This is a genomic window from Sphingobacterium sp. ML3W, from assembly GCF_000747525.1.
Lineage (GTDB): Bacteria > Bacteroidota > Bacteroidia > Sphingobacteriales > Sphingobacteriaceae > Sphingobacterium.
The window spans coordinates 3,288,369-3,305,807 of sequence record NZ_CP009278.1; the positions used below are offsets into that span (position 1 = coordinate 3,288,369).

The 17,439-nt window shown below is 35.8% G+C and carries 14 protein-coding genes; 10 read left to right on the forward strand and 4 right to left on the reverse strand.

Annotated features, from left to right (window positions below):
• The first annotated feature begins 93 nt into the window (after nucleotides 1–93).
• On the forward strand, nucleotides 94–1,803 hold the full coding sequence (locus tag KO02_RS14050) for a pseudouridine synthase (RefSeq protein ID WP_200878554.1): 1,710 nt from the start codon (nucleotides 94–96) through the stop codon (nucleotides 1,801–1,803).
• Nucleotides 1,804–2,117: 314 nt separating this feature from the next.
• Complete coding sequence (locus KO02_RS14055; RefSeq protein ID WP_051959951.1) at nucleotides 2,118–4,709, forward strand: DUF5686 and carboxypeptidase-like regulatory domain-containing protein; 2,592 nt, start codon at nucleotides 2,118–2,120, stop codon at nucleotides 4,707–4,709.
• Nucleotides 4,710–4,765: 56 nt separating this feature from the next.
• Here the strand turns inward: KO02_RS14055 and KO02_RS14060 are convergent, their stop codons facing one another.
• Nucleotides 4,766–5,404, reverse strand: a complete 639-nt coding sequence (locus KO02_RS14060; protein ID WP_144243331.1) for a hypothetical protein — start codon at nucleotides 5,402–5,404, stop codon at nucleotides 4,766–4,768.
• An 84-nt stretch (nucleotides 5,405–5,488) separates the two neighbouring features.
• A complete protein-coding gene (locus tag KO02_RS14065) occupies nucleotides 5,489–8,407 on the reverse strand; it encodes an FAD-binding and (Fe-S)-binding domain-containing protein (RefSeq protein WP_038699255.1) in 2,919 nt (972 codons plus the stop codon).
• A 160-nt stretch (nucleotides 8,408–8,567) separates the two neighbouring features.
• On the opposite strand from KO02_RS14065, the gene KO02_RS14070 reads away from it, so the two are divergent.
• The 6 genes from KO02_RS14070 to KO02_RS14095 all read left to right on the forward strand — a co-directional run bounded on the left by KO02_RS14070 (nucleotide 8,568) and on the right by KO02_RS14095 (nucleotide 13,918).
• Entirely contained in the window at nucleotides 8,568–9,086 is a 519-nt protein-coding gene (locus tag KO02_RS14070; protein WP_038699257.1) for an FUSC family protein, read from the forward strand.
• Between the two features lie 205 nt (nucleotides 9,087–9,291).
• The gene (locus tag KO02_RS14075; RefSeq protein ID WP_038702738.1) at nucleotides 9,292–9,765 is read left to right on the forward strand and encodes an Lrp/AsnC family transcriptional regulator; all 474 of its coding nucleotides are present in this window, start codon (nucleotides 9,292–9,294) and stop codon (nucleotides 9,763–9,765) included.
• 21 nt (nucleotides 9,766–9,786) lie between these two features.
• A complete protein-coding gene (locus KO02_RS14080; RefSeq protein ID WP_051959952.1) occupies nucleotides 9,787–10,851 on the forward strand; it encodes an EamA family transporter in 1,065 nt (354 codons plus the stop codon).
• 88 nt (nucleotides 10,852–10,939) lie between these two features.
• Nucleotides 10,940–11,704 carry a 5'-nucleotidase C-terminal domain-containing protein gene (locus KO02_RS14085; protein ID WP_235212262.1) on the forward strand — a complete coding sequence of 255 codons (765 nt, stop codon included), beginning with the start codon at nucleotides 10,940–10,942 and terminating at the stop codon, nucleotides 11,702–11,704.
• A complete protein-coding gene (locus KO02_RS14090) occupies nucleotides 11,679–12,638 on the forward strand; it encodes a metallophosphoesterase (protein ID WP_038699259.1) in 960 nt (319 codons plus the stop codon). The genes KO02_RS14085 and KO02_RS14090 overlap by 26 nt, the downstream gene beginning before the upstream one ends.
• A gap of 68 nt (nucleotides 12,639–12,706) precedes the next feature.
• Nucleotides 12,707–13,918, forward strand: a complete 1,212-nt coding sequence (locus KO02_RS14095; RefSeq protein ID WP_038699261.1) for an MFS transporter — start codon at nucleotides 12,707–12,709, stop codon at nucleotides 13,916–13,918.
• A gap of 62 nt (nucleotides 13,919–13,980) precedes the next feature.
• Here KO02_RS14095 and KO02_RS14100 read toward each other — a convergent pair whose 3' ends face one another.
• Both KO02_RS14100 and KO02_RS14105 read right to left on the reverse strand, forming a co-directional pair.
• Nucleotides 13,981–15,891 (reverse strand): class II glutamine amidotransferase, encoded by a 1,911-nt coding sequence (locus KO02_RS14100; RefSeq protein ID WP_038699263.1) that lies wholly within the window; start codon nucleotides 15,889–15,891, stop codon nucleotides 13,981–13,983.
• Between the two features lie 97 nt (nucleotides 15,892–15,988).
• Nucleotides 15,989–16,486: a TlpA family protein disulfide reductase gene (locus tag KO02_RS14105; protein ID WP_038699265.1), complete on the reverse strand. Its 498-nt coding sequence runs from the start codon at nucleotides 16,484–16,486 to the stop codon at nucleotides 15,989–15,991.
• Nucleotides 16,487–16,631: 145 nt separating this feature from the next.
• Here KO02_RS14105 and purN point away from each other — a divergent pair, with 145 nt between their 5' ends.
• On the forward strand, nucleotides 16,632–17,204 hold the full coding sequence (gene purN / locus KO02_RS14110; protein WP_038699267.1) for a phosphoribosylglycinamide formyltransferase: 573 nt from the start codon (nucleotides 16,632–16,634) through the stop codon (nucleotides 17,202–17,204).
• A 50-nt stretch (nucleotides 17,205–17,254) separates the two neighbouring features.
• Nucleotides 17,255–17,434, forward strand: a complete 180-nt coding sequence (locus KO02_RS14115; RefSeq protein ID WP_038699269.1) for a hypothetical protein — start codon at nucleotides 17,255–17,257, stop codon at nucleotides 17,432–17,434.
• Nucleotides 17,435–17,439: the final 5 nt, after the last annotated feature.

Genomic DNA, 17,439 nt, shown 5'->3' on the forward strand with positions numbered 1-17,439 from the left:
TACAATATTAACAAAAACAAACGTGGATTCCTTTTAAATTAACATGTAAAATTGTCATCTAAATAGCATCATTTTCGTACTTTTGTACGTATAATGAAAACAACAATATTGAAAGCGAATTGTTTGAGTACGGATACTTACTTTCATAAGTTCACAACAGAAATCGCAGCAACTCCATTACCGCTACATTTTACTTTTCCATTCTGTTATGAGCCTCACCTTTTGGCAAAAAAAGCGAGCGCACATGTCCAAGAATATATTTTAACACAAGATGAATGGACACATAATTTTGGTTTAGATGCTACGGTTCAAGGGCAAGCTATTGGGAAAATGTTTGGTGTTTTGGTTGTCCAGGATAGAAATGGAAATATTGGCTTTTTAGCAGCTTTTTCTGGAAAATTAGCAGGAAAAAATGATCATCGTTATTTTGTGCCACCAGTTTTTGACATGTTAACAGATAATTCCTTTTTCCTCGTAGAAGAAGAAAATCTAAATCAGATTAATAATCAAATAACTAAATTGGAACAAAGTGGTGTAGGAATAGTACTCGAAAAGAAGTTAGACGATACAAAAATGACTCTTGACCAAGCTTTAGCTAACTTCAAAAAGAGACTTAAGAACCAAAAGAAAGAGCGTAAGGTTTTAAGAGAGGAGAGCCGTTTAAATCTTTCTGATGCTGCTTATCAGCTATTGGAAGATGACCTCATTAAACAAAGCCTTCGAGACAAATATGAGTTACAAATTTTTCAGAAGCAATATCATGACGATCTTTCATTAGCAAAGCAGCCTTTACTTGATTTTCAAAATAAAGTAGCTGCTTTAAAAGATGATCGTAAAAAACGATCATCACAATTGCAAAATCAATTATTTGCACAATACAATTTTCGGAATGCGCTGTCAGAGACCAAAAATGTCATTGCTATATTCAAAGACTTCAACGACATACAACCTCCAGCTGGTTCAGGAGAATGTGCTGCTCCAAAATTATTACAATATGCCTATCTTCATGACTACGTTCCAATCGCCTTAGCTGAATTCTGGTGGGGACAATCGCCATCGGCTGAAGTTCGTAGGCACAAACATTTTTACCCAGCTTGCAGAAATAAATGCGAACCTATTTTGGGATTTATGTTACAGGGATTAAGTATAGATAAAAATCCTATGCTTGAAAGCCCCGATGAAGCTACTGAGATTCCCATTATATTTGAGGATGATCATGTATTGATCATTAATAAACCCGAAGAATTCCTATCTGTCCCTGGTATTCATGTACAAGATTCTGTCTATACACGTATGATCAAAAAATATCCTAATGCGGGTCCACTAATCGTACATCGCCTAGATATGTCTACTTCCGGGATTCTCGTCTTAGCAAAAACGAAAGAATCCCACAAAGCAATCCAAAATCAATTCCTCAATCATCGTATCATCAAGCACTATATTGCGCTATTAGATGGTATTATTGTGGAAGATGAAGGTGAAATTTCCTTACCCATCCGCGTAGATCTTGACGATCGTCCACGTCAATTGGTCTGCTACGAACATGGAAAAAGTGCTGTAACAAAATGGCAAAAAATTAGTGTTGATAATGGTAAAACTAAAGTTAAGTATTTTCCTATAACGGGACGTACTCATCAACTTCGTATTCATTCCGCTCATCCAAATGGCATGAATTGTCCAATTGTTGGGGACGACCTCTATGGTCAAAAGGCAAATCGATTACATTTACACGCGGCATATATCGAATTCAATCATCCCATGACAAATGAACGAATTCACTTCCAAGTAGAACCAAATTTTTAGAACTACAACAACCGCACTGACCTTTTTGTTACAATAGTCAGTGCAAATGATTTTATTTAGGTCAATATTCATCATACAGAAGTAAAATTACAGTCAATTTATTCTGACATTAAAACAAACAATCTGCTTATCAATAGGTTAAAGCATAGTATCTAAAAATCACCAACATTAAAATAATGTAAATGCTTTATTAATTCTTTATTTTTTATTTCTTTTGCATACGCATTATTAGAACTTTTAAGTTAAAAAGTCAGAAATTAAGATTATGTCACAACATGCATCTATTCATTATGATGTAATTAAGGCTAAAAAATATGGAACACCAACATACTACCAATAATAATATAAAAACACTATTCCTACTTTTGACAATCGGAGTCTTGAGCATAACAACTGCATTAGGGCAATTGAAAACTGTGGCTGGTATAGTTAAGGATAGTAAAACAAAACAGCCCATTGCGTTTGCCACTGTTGCTGTTGTAGGAGCTCCTTCTGCTCCTGGCAACGCTACATCGACTCAAGAATCTGGCCGATTTAGTTTAAAATTCCCAAGTAACTATACGAAAATTCGGGTTTCGAGCATTGGTTATGACTACAAAGATGTATTTGTTACCAACGACGAATTGCAACAAATCGAAATATTGATGGAATCGCAAGACAACACGCTCGATGAGGTTGTGGTTAGGGGTAAAAAGAGAAAATATACAAATAAGGATAATCCTGCTGTTGCCCTTATAAGAAAGGTCATAGAGAATAAAAGTAAAAATAGATTGACGGGCCAACAGTATGCAGAATACAATCAATATGAGAAGATCTCTTTAGGATTGAGTAACCTTTCTGAGAAATTCGTCAATAAAAAGATATTCAAAAACTATCAATTTCTTTTCGAATTGGATGACTCAGCCAAAACAGCAAATAAATATATGCTTCCTGCGTTCATGGAAGAAAAGCTTTCAAAAGTTTATTATCGAAAAGACCCAAAAAAGACAAAACAATATATATTGGGAGAGCAACGTGCTCAATTTGATCCTAAATTTATTGACAATGACGGTCTAAGTGCATATTTCAATAAATTATATGAGACTGTGGATATTTACGATAACAATATCACTTTGGTTACAAATCAATTTTTGAGTCCAATTGCAAACTCTTCACCCACGTTTTATAAATTCTTCATCACAGATACGATAAAAACACAACAACCATGGTTGGTAGAGCTTAGTTTTTTTCCGCGCAATAAAGCTGACATGCTTTTCAAAGGGCAACTGTATATTACTTTAGATGGCAACTATGCAGTTCAAGCGGCTAATATGACTGTTGCTGACGATATCAATCTGAATTTTGTTAGGGATATGAATATAGAGTTGCAATTCGAGCAAGATAATAGTAAAAGATTTTATTTGAGTCAAAGTACGCTTGGCATTGATTTTTCTTTAACAGACAAAGGAATGGGTATTCGTGGAAATCGGACTGTCAATTACAAAAACTATGAGACAGGATTAGCCCAACCCGATAGTATCTATGAGGGGCCAGAAACCGTTATTGCATACAATTTAACTGATGGAAAGGGAACTAAAAATCTATTTGATACAAAACGTCAAATTCCACTGACTAAAAACGAACTGAACATCTATCATAATATTGATACTCTTCAGCAGATTCCCTCTTTCAAAAGTTTTATGGATATTGCTGCTTTATTGTTTTCAGGATATAAGCAGGCAGGTCCCGTAGAGATCGGACCAGTTAATACGTTTTATAGTTTCAACCCTGTCGAAGGGTTCAGGTTACGTCTTGGAGGGCGAACAACGGAGTCGTTAAGTAAAAGATTCTATGCTGAATCGTATGCTGCATATGGTTTTAAAGATGAGAAATGGAAATATTTTTTAAGTGGAACTTATGCCTTTAATAATAAATCTGTTTATTCATTTCCACAGCATTATATCAGGGGATCATTTCAGCGTGACACAAAAATCCCTGGCCAACAACTGGAATTCGTACAAGAAGATAATTTCTTATTATCATTTAAAAGAGGAGAGAATGAGAGTTACATTTATAATGATGTGTATCGCGTCGATTACCGTAAGGAATTTGAGAACCACCTCAGTATCGGTCTAGGTTTTAATGCAACTAAGCAATCACCTGCGGGTACTTTAATTTATCAGATCACAGATAAAAATGGCAATGCGCAGGTTTTTAATGAAATTAATTCAACTGAATTATCTGTCAATATACGTTATGCACCAAATGAACAGTTTTATCAAGGAAAATTATATCGCACACCAATTTTCAACCAGTACCCTATCTTCAATTTCAACTATACTGCTGGTCTTAAAGATGTATTTAATGGGGATTATAGTTACCATAATTTCAACATCGGTGCATTTAAAAGATTTTACCTTAGCCAACTAGGTTATGCGGATATTGATGTAGCAGGGACTTATATTGCAGGGAAAGGGATACCTTTTCCATTCTTGACTATTCATAGAGCCAATCAGACTTATGCTTATCAACTAAATTCTTACAACTTGATGAACTTTTTAGAATTTGTCAGCGATCACCATGCATCAGCAAATATCCAATACTATATGAATGGGTTTTTATTAAATAAAATTCCTGTTATTAAAATGCTTAAACTTCGTGAGGTTTTTAGTTTCAAGGCAGTATATGGAGGATTAAGAGATGAGAACAATCCTGAAAATTCAAATCAAGTATTTGATTTTCAAAAAAACAAAGATGGCCAGCAATCATCGTATACTTTCGGGTCTAAACCTTATATGGAAGCCAGTGTCGGTCTATCGAATATTTTCAAAATTTTACGTGTAGATTATGTCCGAAGACTGAACTATTTGGATAATCCCGGTGCTCCTAAATCTGGAATCAGAGCACGAATTAAATTTGATTTCTAAAAAATAAAAAAGGGCTTTCTAAATATTTAGAAAGCCCTTTTTGTTCGTATCAACATTTATTTACCTTCCAGCGCGGATATAAACGGTGCGCGAAATTTAGGGTCTTTTTCTTGGAATTCAATCGATTTTTTATACGTATCTACATTTAAAAACATCTCAGCTGGATCTCCTGCTTTCTGTTCTAAAAATAATTTAAAACTATAAGTTGCAGTTTTATCAAGGTCTACATTTACTTTATTAGAAGAAAAAACAGTCGGCAGAAGCGTCGTATTAGAAAAAGAGGCTGATGCAGGCAATTCATAAATTGCACCTAGAGCTTTTACAAAGGCGTCGCTTTCCGATCCTAGAGAAGAAAACTTAATTTTCCCTTTTGTAAAACCAACTTCTTCATTTGCCTGATCACTGATGATTCCTGCGGGAATCATATTAACAACTTCTACCTTTAAGCCTACTGTATCTCCCTTATAAACACTTTTAGCTGTATAGATATGGCTAGAATCTGTTTTTACGTCGTCAACAATTCTTAAAAAAAGATGCTTATTATTGGTCACAGGCCCATCTAGTGTCAACTCTTCCACTCGTGGCTCATTTTTATTCGACTTAGCAGCACCTTCTTGCTTTTGGTTCGTGTTGCCACATGCTGTTGCAAATGCCAACGCAGATAGAACAGCAATTTGATTCAATTTACTCATCATGTTCAGTAATTATGTTTATCAGTATAATCGTTTACTAAAATTAACGATTTTTACTGATAAACAAATAAATTAGAATGATTGTTTTTACTTAATCAAAGCATCATATAATATTTCTACAGGATGATAGGAATGCCTCCCTACCCCATCTTTAATCTGATGCCTACAAGAAGTTCCGGCAGCAGCTATTAATGTTGACGTTTCTGTATTTCGGACGGCAGGTAGCAGCACCAATTCTGCAACTTTCATCGACAACTCATAATGTTCCTTTTCGTAACCAAATGACCCCGCCATACCACAACAACCTGAAGGAATTACTTCTACTTCGTAATTCATGGGAAATGAAAGTACCTGCGTCGTAGTCTCTACCAAATGAAAGGCTTTTTGATAGCAATGTCCATGTAACTTAATTTTTTTCTTTTCAGAACTGAACTGTTCTTTATGCAGACGTCCAGCTTCAATTTCTTTTAACAAAAACTCATCAAACATCAATGCATTCTTAGCTACTCGCTCTGCATCCTGCATTAATTCAGGGTCAACCAAAGCTAAGTACTCATCTCTAAAAGTAATGATAGCAGAAGGTTCTATACCTAATAAAGGGGTTCTTTCTGAAATGAAATCTTTCAAGAAATTAATATTTTTATTGGCAATTTTCTTAGCTTCTTTAACCAAACCCTTTGAAAGATATGTACGTCCACTTTGTATATGCTTTGGTATAATTACTTCGTACCCAAGTGCCGTCAGTAATTTATAAGCTTTAATGCCAATTTCTGCGTCATTGTACTCTGTAAATTCATCCGCAAATAAATACACTTTCCTTTTTGCCTTCGGATTTTCAATCTGTTTATTTACCCATTGCGTCAATGTCGTGCCACAAACCTTTGGAAGAGATCTCTTAGGTGCAAAACCAATAGTTCTTTTAATGATACTGGCTAAAAAGCTATTTTGAGTCACAAAATTATAAACTGGAGCAACCATAGCTCCCAATTTCTGGGATTCTGTAAAATTAGCGATTACTTGCGTTCGAAATGGCACACCGTGCTCATCGTAATAATGCTGTAAAAACTCTGCTTTCATTTTAGCTACGTCAACACTAGATGGACATTCCGTCTTACATCCTTTACAAGAAAGACACAAGTCCATCACATCCTTCAGCTCTTCATGGTCAAAACGATTTTCTTTTGTTGAATTTGTCAGAAATTGACGCAGCATATTTGCTCGCGCACGAGTAGTATCCTTTTCTTCTCGCGTAGCCATAAAGGACGGACACATCGTACCTCCAGTGATTTCTGTCTTCCGACAGTCCCCCGAACCCGAACATTTCTCTGCTAATCGAAGTATACTCTCCTCTTTAGAAAAATCAAAATAGGTCTTAATTTCAGTTGTATTCTTATTGTTATCATACCGAAGAAAAGTATCCATAGGTGGTGTATTGACAATCTTATTCGCATTAAAAATGCCTTTAGGATCAAAAATAGCTTTTACTTGTTTAATCAGTTCGAAAACTTTTTCACCTAAAACCTTTTCAATAAATTCTCCTCTAAGGCGACCATCTCCGTGTTCGCCACTTAAAGACCCATTATATTTTAAGACAAGATCTGTTGTTTTTTCTAATATCGATCGAAAAGTTTTTACCCCCGCCTCAGTTTTTAAGTTTACAAAAGGCTCAATGTGCAGCTCTCCTGCTCCGGCATGTGCATAATAAGAAGCATGAACTCCCTCTTCAATCAATAAGTTTTGGATATCTGCTACATATGCCGGTAAATCTTCAGGAGAAACCGCGCAATCTTCGATTAAATTAACAGGCTGACTATCTCCCGGAAGATTTCGAATCAAGCCTAAACCAGCTTTTCTCACATCCCATACTAAGTTTGTCTGCTCGCCGGTGATATAAGGGTAGGCATAACCTAGTCCCTTTTCAATCAATGCTGCTTTTAAAGCCATAGCTTTGGCTTCTACCTCCAGTGGGGTGCTTCCTCTAAATTCTACAATTAGCAAAGCTTTGGGATCTCCTTCTATAAAAAAGCGATTATGTTGATAGGTACGATGCCCTACCGTAAAATCCATGATATATTTATCGACAAGTTCTGAGGCTTCTGGTGCATGAGATAAAGCGACGATATTGCCTCTCATACACGCAATCATATCGTCAAAGTGGATGCATAAAAGACCTAAGTTTTCGGGTGGTAAAGGCATCAATTGGAGTTTGGCTTCTGTCACAATACCAAGTGTACCTTCGGAACCGGCAAGCAGCTGGCACATATTGAAAGGCTTATTTTGATCCAATAACATATCCAGAGCATAGCCCGTATTTCTCCTTGTTATGGAACGTTTTGGATAACCAGCTGTTATGGCTTGAATGTTTTCCTCATCCGTCAACATGGCATTTAACTCACGATATATTACACCTTCTCGATTTTTTTGAATTAGTTTCTTAAAGTACGAATCTGCGCTCAAAGCCTCAAAGAGAACTTCAGACTGATCATCTAAAATAACATTTGCCTCCAGTAAATTTTGTCGGGTATCGCCCCAAACGATGGAATGTAGTCCCGATGAGTTATTCCCAATCATACCGCCAATCATTGCCCTACTTGCGGTTGAAGTTTCGGGACCAAACATCAATCCAAAAGGTTTGAGAGCATGGTTTAAATCATCCCGAATAACACCAGGCTCTACACGTACCCACTGCTCACTTACATTTACCTCGAGAATCTTATTAAAATACTTTGAGATATCCATGATTATTCCATTTCCAACAACCTGACCAGCTAAGGAAGTGCCAGCCGTCCTCGGGATAATGGTAACTCCATTTGAGGTGCCAAATTGTAATAAAGCTTTAATGTCTGCCCTGTTTTTAGGAATTGCGACAGCTAATGGTAATTCCTGGTATACGGACGCGTCGGTAGAATAAGCGATACGAATAGTATGATGTTGCGTTGAATCATCATAATATAATTCACCATTCAACGATTGCGCTAATTGATCTAAAGAGGTATTTTCCTTCACAGTATGATTTAATTTGTGTAAACAAATTTAATTATTTAAAACAATCAAAAGAATTGACACTGCAAGATAATGAAAATATTATCTTAAACACGCATAAAAATGCATTAGATCAAGTTTTTCCTTTTGCAAATAAGCTGTATTTTTACAGAAATAATTTAATATGCGAAAAACGCTACTTCGATATAGTCTTCATTCTGATTTCATCATTTATTTAATTCGAATTTTAATTGGTTTTTCTATCGGTTACTTTCTTTATATCAGCTTTCCTCAATACTCCGTGACATGGACACTCATTTCTATTGTGCTTGTAATATCTCCTGATGATAAAGAGGCTACCCAAATAGCTATTGACAGAACGAAGTCCAATTTTATTGGTTCTGCAACTGGTATTCTCTTTTATTTCACTAACCTGCCAGAAATGTGGTCTATGCTGTTTGGCGTGATTACTTCGGTTGCCATCTGTCGATTATTCAATGTATTGAGTGTGGCACGTACAGCTATGGTTGCTATGATTATCGTCGTTATTCATGAACAGCAATTAAAATCATTCGTGGCTGCCCTGGAACGTTTTGCATGCGTCACAATTGGTTGTATAATTGGTTTACTTGTGACCCTTATGACGAGCTATTTTATTAAGGCATTACGAAACAAATACGCAATTGAATTTTTAGAAGAATAATATTCGACAATTAGGAGCAATTACCAAATATTATACAGTAATGAACAACTACCTTAAAATCAATATATTATAATAATATTAGGTGTTTTTACTTACGTGAACATCTATTTATAAAAATAAAATAGCCTTTTAAAATAGAATAATATTCTGAATTAACTACAATAATTTGAATATTATTCGAAATATGCTTATCTTTGCACTCGATATGACAAACATAGAATATAATTTAGATCATGTGGATTACAAAATCTTGCGTTTAATGCAAGATAATGCGCGTATTAACAATGCAGATATTGCTAGGGAACTCAGTATGGCCCCTTCTGCGATATTAGAGCGTGTTAAAAAATTGGAGCAGAAGAATGTAATCCTTCAATACAATGCTAAGATTAATCCGGCAGCGATTGATCAAAAATTATTGTCATTCATCTTCATTAAGGCCAATGATATTATTGGTGAACAAAAAGTTGGGATACTATTAGCTGAAATACCAGAAGTACAGGAAGTCCATGATATTGCTGGCGATGATGGCTACCTTATTAAAGTACGTACCGCTGATTCTACGGCCTTAGTAGATCTAATGCGAAACACATTAGCAAAAATTGAAGGAATAATTTCAACGCGAACCACAATTGTTTTACAAACAGTTAAAGAGGAGCATCAATTAGTGATACCAGAATAATTTAAGAAAGGAATTTATAAGATGTTAAATAATAAAGTACAACAGGCAAGCTCCCTCATGATCATACTCGCATATGCAATCGTATACATTGTATGGGGGTCAACTTTTTTCTTTATTGAAAAAGCTCTTCACAGTTTCCCTCCCTTCATATTGGGGTCATTTCGATTTGCTACTGCAAGTGTTTTATTGATGGGCTATTGTGCATTGAAAGGCTACAAATTATTCAATAAAAGAGCGATCCGCGATTCTATTGTCGTAGGTTTTTTACTTTTATTCATTGACATGGGAGGTCTAATCTGGGCCGAGCAATATATCTCTGGGGGTGTCGCAGCTATTATTTCTGCTGCTGCTGCAATTTGGTTTGTAATTCTAGATAAGCCCAAATGGAAAGAGAATTTCAGTAGCAAATCCACCATCGCGGGATTGATTTTAGGTTTCTGCGGCGTTGTTCTCCTTTTTGCAGAACAAATCATGGCAAGCAGATCATCTGCCAATAAAGAAATTACTGTTATTGCGCTCGTCATTATGGTTTTGGGATCTATCGCATGGACTGCAGGCTCCCTCTATTCAAAATATCAAAAGAAGGCGCATCAGGAAGAAGAAAACTTACATGTTTCCGTTAGAACGGCATGGCAAATGATTACCGCAGGTATACTATTTACCTTAGTTGCTAGTTTCAATGGTGAATTTGCTAATTTCAAATTTGAGCAAGTTACACCTATCGACTGGTTCAATATATCCTATTTAATAGTGTTTGGATCGATATTAGCATTTAGTTCTTATATCTGGCTATTGCAAGTAAGACCCGCAACTGAAGTCAGCACCTATGCGTATGTAAATCCAATCGTCGCATTGGTATTGAGTTACTTTTTTAGTAGCCATGCTGTTACATCCACACAGGTCATAGGGTTAATCATCATATTATTTTCAGTACTACTGATGAACTGGAAGCTCTATAAAAACAATAAAATGGTCGCAAAAATAACGAAAACAACAATAGCTGACCGTAGAAAATCAATAAAACTGAGAAACCAAAGAGATGCAATTGCTAGAAGAGACTCTAAAAAACCAGAGATTGCAAACTAAAAAACGCTCTTTTCACCAAATAGATAATAAAAGCTTAACAAAATGTTAGGCTTTTATTATCTACATTTGTATCGAAAATACTTATTACATGATGAAACTAAATACACATCAACTTCAATATGTAACCTTCGGGTTTTTAGCTATTCTTCTTAGCACATCCTGCAGCAAAAGCCTAAGTCCGACCCAAAAAGATTTTAGACAGTATGAGATTAATAAAAATACCGTTGAGGATACCGATATCGTCGCTATTTACAACCCTTATAAGCTGCAGATGCAGGCAGAAATGAATCGTGTCATCGGTTTTTCTGAGGTGCCACTGACAAAGGAAAAGGCTCCAGAAACTTTAATGGGTAACTTCTTTACTCAAGCTTTATTAAATGCAAGTGCGCAGGTTAACAATAAAGCTGACATCGCATTTGCAACAAAAGGAGGTATTCGTAATGAAATGAAAGCTGGAGATATTACTGTTGAAAGTGTATTCGAAGTGATGCCTTTTGAAAATCAATTAACCGTAGTGGAGCTCAATGGTCTACAGATTCAGGAACTTGCAACCTTCATTGCTGCAACTGGTGGGCAACCCGTGACAGGTCTTACATTATCCATTCGGGATAAAAAACCAATCGACATTCAGGTTCAGGGTAAGAATATCGAAAACGATAAAATTTATAAGGTTGTGACATATGATTACTTGGCCAATGGAGGCGATAATCTGGACTTATTTACACATGCACTAAAACGAACGGATTACCCGCAAAAAGTACGCGAAAGTTTAATGGACTACATCTCGGGCTTTACTAAAAATGGTCAAAAAATTAATATGCAATTAGATGGAAGAGTTAAAATCATTAAATAGAAGAGGTTTTCTGAAAACAGCAGCTGGTCTTTCCGCTGTTGCCACGTTTGGAGCTTTACCACTCCTTTCATTCGCAGGTTCAAAAAAAATAAAACTAACGATTCTACATACCAATGATGTGCATAGTAGAATTGAGCCCTTTCCAATGGATGGCGGAAGGTACCAAGGTCTAGCAGGAGTTGCGCGTCGCAGTACACTTATAAAAAAAGTAAGAGCAGAGGAAGACCATGTCCTATTATTGGATGCTGGTGATATGTTTCAAGGAACCCCCTATTTCAACCTATTTGGCGGAAAATTAGAACTCGATTTAATGACCAAATTGGGATATGATGCTGGAACATTTGGTAATCATGAATTTGACAACGGTTTAAATGGCCTTATCAAATATTTAGACCATGCGAAGTTCCCATTCTTAACGGCTAATTATGACTTTACAGGTACTGTATTGGAAGGTAAGACACAAGATTACACCATCTTCAAAAAAGCTGGTATTAAAATCGGAGTTTTTGGACTTGGCGTTGATATAGAGGGGCTAGTCGATCCAAATAATTTTAAAGGGATGAAATACCTAGACCCTATTGCGGTCGCAAATCGCGTGGTAAAGGAGCTCAAGGAGCAGCATAAATGTGATTTAGTTATCTGCCTTTCACATCTGGGCTATCAATATGAAAGTGATAAAGTATCCGATATTGTATTGGCTTCGAAAACTAGCGATATCGATTTGATTATAGGTGGGCATACGCACACATTCTTGAAAGAACCAACTTTAGTCACCAATTTAAAAGGGACAAAAACAGCAGTCAATCAAGTGGGTTTTGCAGGAATTAACTTAGGTAGAATTGATATTTTCTTCGAGCCATCAACAGGTAAAAAGAAACTATTGGCTTTGACTTATGAAGTCAATGAGTCTATACCTGCGTCATCATTGGTTTAAAATAACTATTCTATTTTTCATCTAGCCAAAGGTTCGTCATATTCCTTTGGCTTTTTCTGCAAATTCAATTGAAAAAACTCTTATCCATTTATATCGGTTCTTTTAAAGGGCTATCTCGCTCTGCATGGCTACTCGCAATTGTGATGCTAATAAACAGAATGGGGAGTATGGTCATACCTTTTTTAGGTATATATATGACCAAAGCGCTTGATTTTAACATCAAACAAGTTGGTATTGTATTGATGTGCTTTGGCTTTGGTTCTGTATGTGGTTCTTACGCTGGAGGTTGGCTTACAGACAGATTTGGAAGCTTTAAAGTACAACTCTTGAGTTTGAGTTTGGCCGCCCCCCTATTTATGATTGCCCCGTATTTTAAAACTGTCGAATCATTGGGGATTATGATTTTTGTGCTAAGTGCTGTTTTTGATGCTTTCAGACCTGCTAACTCAGTTTCGGTTGCCAGTTATGCTAAACCTGAAAATATAACACGTGCTTTCTCCTTAAATAGATTAGCCGTTAATCTTGGTTTTTCAATCGGGCCTGCAGTAGGTGGCTTCTTAGCTGGTATATCCTTCAATTGGATTTTCTACGGTAATGCTATTGCTGCTACGGCAGCGGCAATTGTATTCTTCCTATTCTTCCATAGGAAGGAGAAAAACAACTTGAAAGCTTTAAAAGCAAACCCTGTTGTAGTAAGCTCTCATAATAAACAAGAAAGAAATCCCTACAAAGACGGGCCATTCATTGCCTTTAATATTTTGTGTTGTATATTCTCTATCTGTTTTTTCCAATTGATATCGACACTACCGATTTTCTATCGCGAGGTACACCAATTGAATGAGCATGAGATTGGTTTTTTGATGGGTTGGAGCGGTTTGATTATTGTTTTACTGGAAATGTTTATTGTACATATAGCAGAAAACAAACTTTCGATTACAAAAACGCTCGTCCTCGGAACGCTCTTGTGTGCTATTTCTTACGCCATGTTTAATATACATGCAGGTGTATTCATGCTATATGTGACATTTCTGGTGTTTGGACTGGGTGAAATGCTCACACTCCCCTTTATGGCAACTGCCACGATCAATCGGTCAACACCTAAAACACAAGGAGCCTATATGGGTTTCAACTCTTTGGCATTTTCTGCTGCTAATATCTTTTCACCATTATTAGGTACGAATATTGTCGGATCCTTCGGTTTTACAACACTATGGTGGGCTACGTCGGCTGTATTAGCCTGCACAGCACTGGGTTTCTATTTTGTATTAAAACGTCTATAAAAAAATAGCATAAAAAAGGCTGATATTAATAATATCAGCCTTTTTTATGCTTATTGTAACGATTAACTACTAAAGTAACCTCTTACATTTTTACCTTCTACCCAATTCATAAAAGCTTTATTCACGACCTTATTCCCACCGGGAGTTGGATAATTACCAGAGAAGTACCAATCTCCTTTATGATCCGGACATGCAATATGTAAGTTATCTAAAGTTTGGAAAATCACTGTAACTTCCGCTTTTAAATGGTGTGGCGTAATAATTCTCGCAATTTCATTGGATATTTCATCATCTGTAAACGGCTCGTAAATGGCTTTTACATAATTGTCAATATCATTAATATCAGCCGTAATGGAAACTAAACATTTTTGATAAACTTCATCAATAATGTGTGCTAAACCGCGTTTTCTCAATAAAGAAACAGCTGCTTCAAAAGCAATAAATTCGCCCATTCTAGACATATCAATACCATAACAATCTGGGTATCGAATCTGTGGTGCCGACGAAACAATTACAATTTTTTTAGGATTCAGGCGATCTAAAATCGTTAAGATACTTTGTTTTAAGGTAGTTCCTCTTACAATCGAATCATCGATTGCTACGATTGTATCTTCATAATCCTTTACAATACCATAAGTTGTATCATAAACATGCTGAACCATATCTGTCCGGTCGGCATCTTGTGTAATGAAAGTACGAAGTTTGGCATCTTTAACATTCAGTTTTTCGAATCGAGGTTGAATATTTAAAATCTCCTCTAATTCGCCATCTTCAATCTTATCCGCTCTATTTAACAAAGCATCCTTTTGAAACTCTCTAACGTATGTGTTAATACCATCCATCAAACCATAGTAAGACACCTCAGCTGTATTGGGAATGAAAGAGAACACTGTATTTTTGATATTATTATCAATAGCACTTAACACTTGTGGGCATAAAAGAAGTCCTAATTTCTTACGTTCCTTATAAATATCAGCATCCGAACCTCTAGAGAAATAGATTCTTTCAAAAGAACAAGATTTTTGTTCAACAGGCTCTCTAAACATCTCTTCAGTAACCGTACCGTCTTTCTTGGCAATTAAAGCATAACCAGGTTTAATTTCCTGTACTTTATCGATTGGAATATTGAATGCAGTCTGTATTACAGGTCTCTCTGATGCAACAACAAGTACTTCATCATCTTTGTAATAAAAGGCTGGGCGGATACCCGCTGGGTCACGCATCACGAAAGCATCTCCATGTCCAAAGATACCAGCAATCGTGTAACCACCATCCCAAGTTTTAGCTGATCGCGTTAAGATTTTTGGAACATCTAAGTTTTTAGCAATTAGAGAACTGATTTCAATATTAGAATATCCCTCTTTCTTAAACTCATCAAATAATTCTTGGTTTTCATCATCTAGGAAATGACCTATTTTTTCCAAAACGGTAACAGTGTCTGCCTTTTCTTTTGGATGTTGTCCCAATTCATACAATTGTTGCAATAATTCGTCAACATTGGTCATATTAAAGTTACCAGCAAGGACTAAATTACGAGACATCCAATTGTTTTGTCTTAAAAATGGATGACAGCTTTCAATACTGTTTTTACCATGGGTGCCGTAACGTAAATGGCCTAATAATACCTCTCCAGTAAAACTAACATTATCTTTTAACCACTGTGTATCTTTAGACTCTTCGGGATAAGCCTTGTGTACAGAAGCAAATTTCTTTTGTACGTATTCAAAAATATCGGCAACAGCGCTAGATCCCATTGCTCTGTAACGAGATATGTATCTATTTCCTGGCTTCACATCGAATTTAATGGTTGCAATACCCGCACCATCTTGGCCGCGATTGTGTTGCTTTTCCATCAATAAGTACAATTTGTTTATGCCATAGTAAGGCGTACCGTATTTTTCCTGGTAATAAGAAAGGGGCTTTAACAGTCGAATAAGTGCAATACCGCACTCGTGTTTAATTGAGTCGCTCATATCTTGATTTGATGTCGCAAAAGTAGCAAATAATTGTAATTAATTGTATCAAAAAAGTAAGCTGTTTGGAAAAATTACAAGAAGAAGACATCCAAAACTATTTGGTTACCTGCTGCAAAGCCACTTGCAACTCTTTCACATCGTCTACACCATCCAAATGTTTTAGTAATTTTTTTGTTTTTGCGTCATATATATAGATTGATGGTGTCTGGCTAGGCTTAAACAATGTGATAAACTGTCCTTCCTTATCCCAAATAAACGAAACTTTAGGATTAGATTTCAATTTCTTAGCAAACATATTTATAAACCCTTCAACGTAATCCAAATCATTCATGGCTACAAAATAGAATTTCACATTTTTAAATGAATCTAAATTTTGGGCTATCCCTGCTCCCATTTTCTGGCAATGACCACAGCCTGTCTCGTAAAAATTAAAAATAATAAAACCTTCTTTAGGTAAATTATCAGGTCCAAAAGCTTTAGCTGTAAACAGCTCTTGCATAGCGAATGCTGGTATTTGAGCAGGTGCCTGCGCATGCACTATGTTGCTTGCCAAGAACAAAAAAGCTATTATTAAATATTTAAACGTTTTCATCGTATTAAAAATAAACTACATTATACAAACCTAAAGATACATGACAAATCACAGATATGGAGCCAATATGTTAGTTTATTTACAAAATAAAACGTAAGTTTGGTTGATTAACTTTATTTTAAACGTCATTTAACACAATTAAACTGTGAAAAAACGTATTGCCATATTCGCTTCAGGTTCTGGCTCCAATGCCCAAAAGATAATGGAATATTTTAAATATTCTGAAGATGCCGAAATCTCTTTAGTATTGAGTAATAATGCTGATGCTTATGTCATCCAGAGAGCTGATAATTTTGAAATACCTGCCCATATCTTTGACCGCGATGAATTTTTTAAATCGGATGAGATTGTAAAAATGTTGAAAAACCTAAACATTGACTTAATTGTCCTCGCAGGATTTTTATGGCTAGTTCCCAACAGTTTACTTCAAGCTTTTCCTAATAAGATTATCAATATACACCCGGCGCTATTGCCTAAGTATGGAGGAAAGGGAATGTATGGAGACCATGTTCATAAAGCTGTATTGGCAAATAAGGAAGTCGAACATGGTATTACAATCCATTTTGCCAACGAACACTTTGATGAGGGAGAAATTATTTATCAAGGAAAATTTAAAGTAGAACCTGGTGACACATTGGAAGTCATTAAATTTAAAGGTCAACAACTAGAGCACCAGCAATATCCCAAAGTAATTGATAGCTTACTTAAAAAAATGTAATTTAACATTTTTTATTTAGACTGTTTATAAATAATGTATATCTTTGCACTATGAATACGTCAGAAATGCAAAGTGGTGGTTATCAAGAAACTTTTTCAAAGGAGAAAATAGATTTTTGCATGGATTCTAAAGCTTCAAATCCATTTTCTCCTTTTTCATGTGCTTGTTTCAAAAAATGTTGTAAAAAATATAAAAAAGGGAATCGTTGTGGAAAATGTCCAAAGCGCTAGCTGAG

Bases quoted from the DNA above. Each gene is read 5' to 3' on its own strand.
- KO02_RS14050 (WP_200878554.1), top strand. From the start codon at position 94: ATGAAAACAACAATATTGAAAGCGAATTGTTTGAGTACGGATACTTAC.
- KO02_RS14055 (WP_051959951.1), top strand. From the start codon at position 2,118: ATGGAACACCAACATACTACCAATAATAATATAAAAACACTATTCCTA.
- KO02_RS14060 (WP_144243331.1), bottom strand. From the start codon at position 5,404: ATGATGAGTAAATTGAATCAAATTGCTGTTCTATCTGCGTTGGCATTT.
- KO02_RS14070 (WP_038699257.1), top strand. From the start codon at position 8,568: ATGCGAAAAACGCTACTTCGATATAGTCTTCATTCTGATTTCATCATT.
- KO02_RS14075 (WP_038702738.1), top strand. From the start codon at position 9,292: ATGACAAACATAGAATATAATTTAGATCATGTGGATTACAAAATCTTG.
- KO02_RS14080 (WP_051959952.1), top strand. From the start codon at position 9,787: ATGTTAAATAATAAAGTACAACAGGCAAGCTCCCTCATGATCATACTC.
- KO02_RS14085 (WP_235212262.1), top strand. From the start codon at position 10,940: ATGATGAAACTAAATACACATCAACTTCAATATGTAACCTTCGGGTTT.
- KO02_RS14090 (WP_038699259.1), top strand. From the start codon at position 11,679: ATGGAAGAGTTAAAATCATTAAATAGAAGAGGTTTTCTGAAAACAGCA.
- KO02_RS14100 (WP_038699263.1), bottom strand. From the start codon at position 15,891: ATGAGCGACTCAATTAAACACGAGTGCGGTATTGCACTTATTCGACTG.
- KO02_RS14105 (WP_038699265.1), bottom strand. From the start codon at position 16,486: ATGAAAACGTTTAAATATTTAATAATAGCTTTTTTGTTCTTGGCAAGC.
- KO02_RS14115 (WP_038699269.1), top strand. From the start codon at position 17,255: ATGAATACGTCAGAAATGCAAAGTGGTGGTTATCAAGAAACTTTTTCA.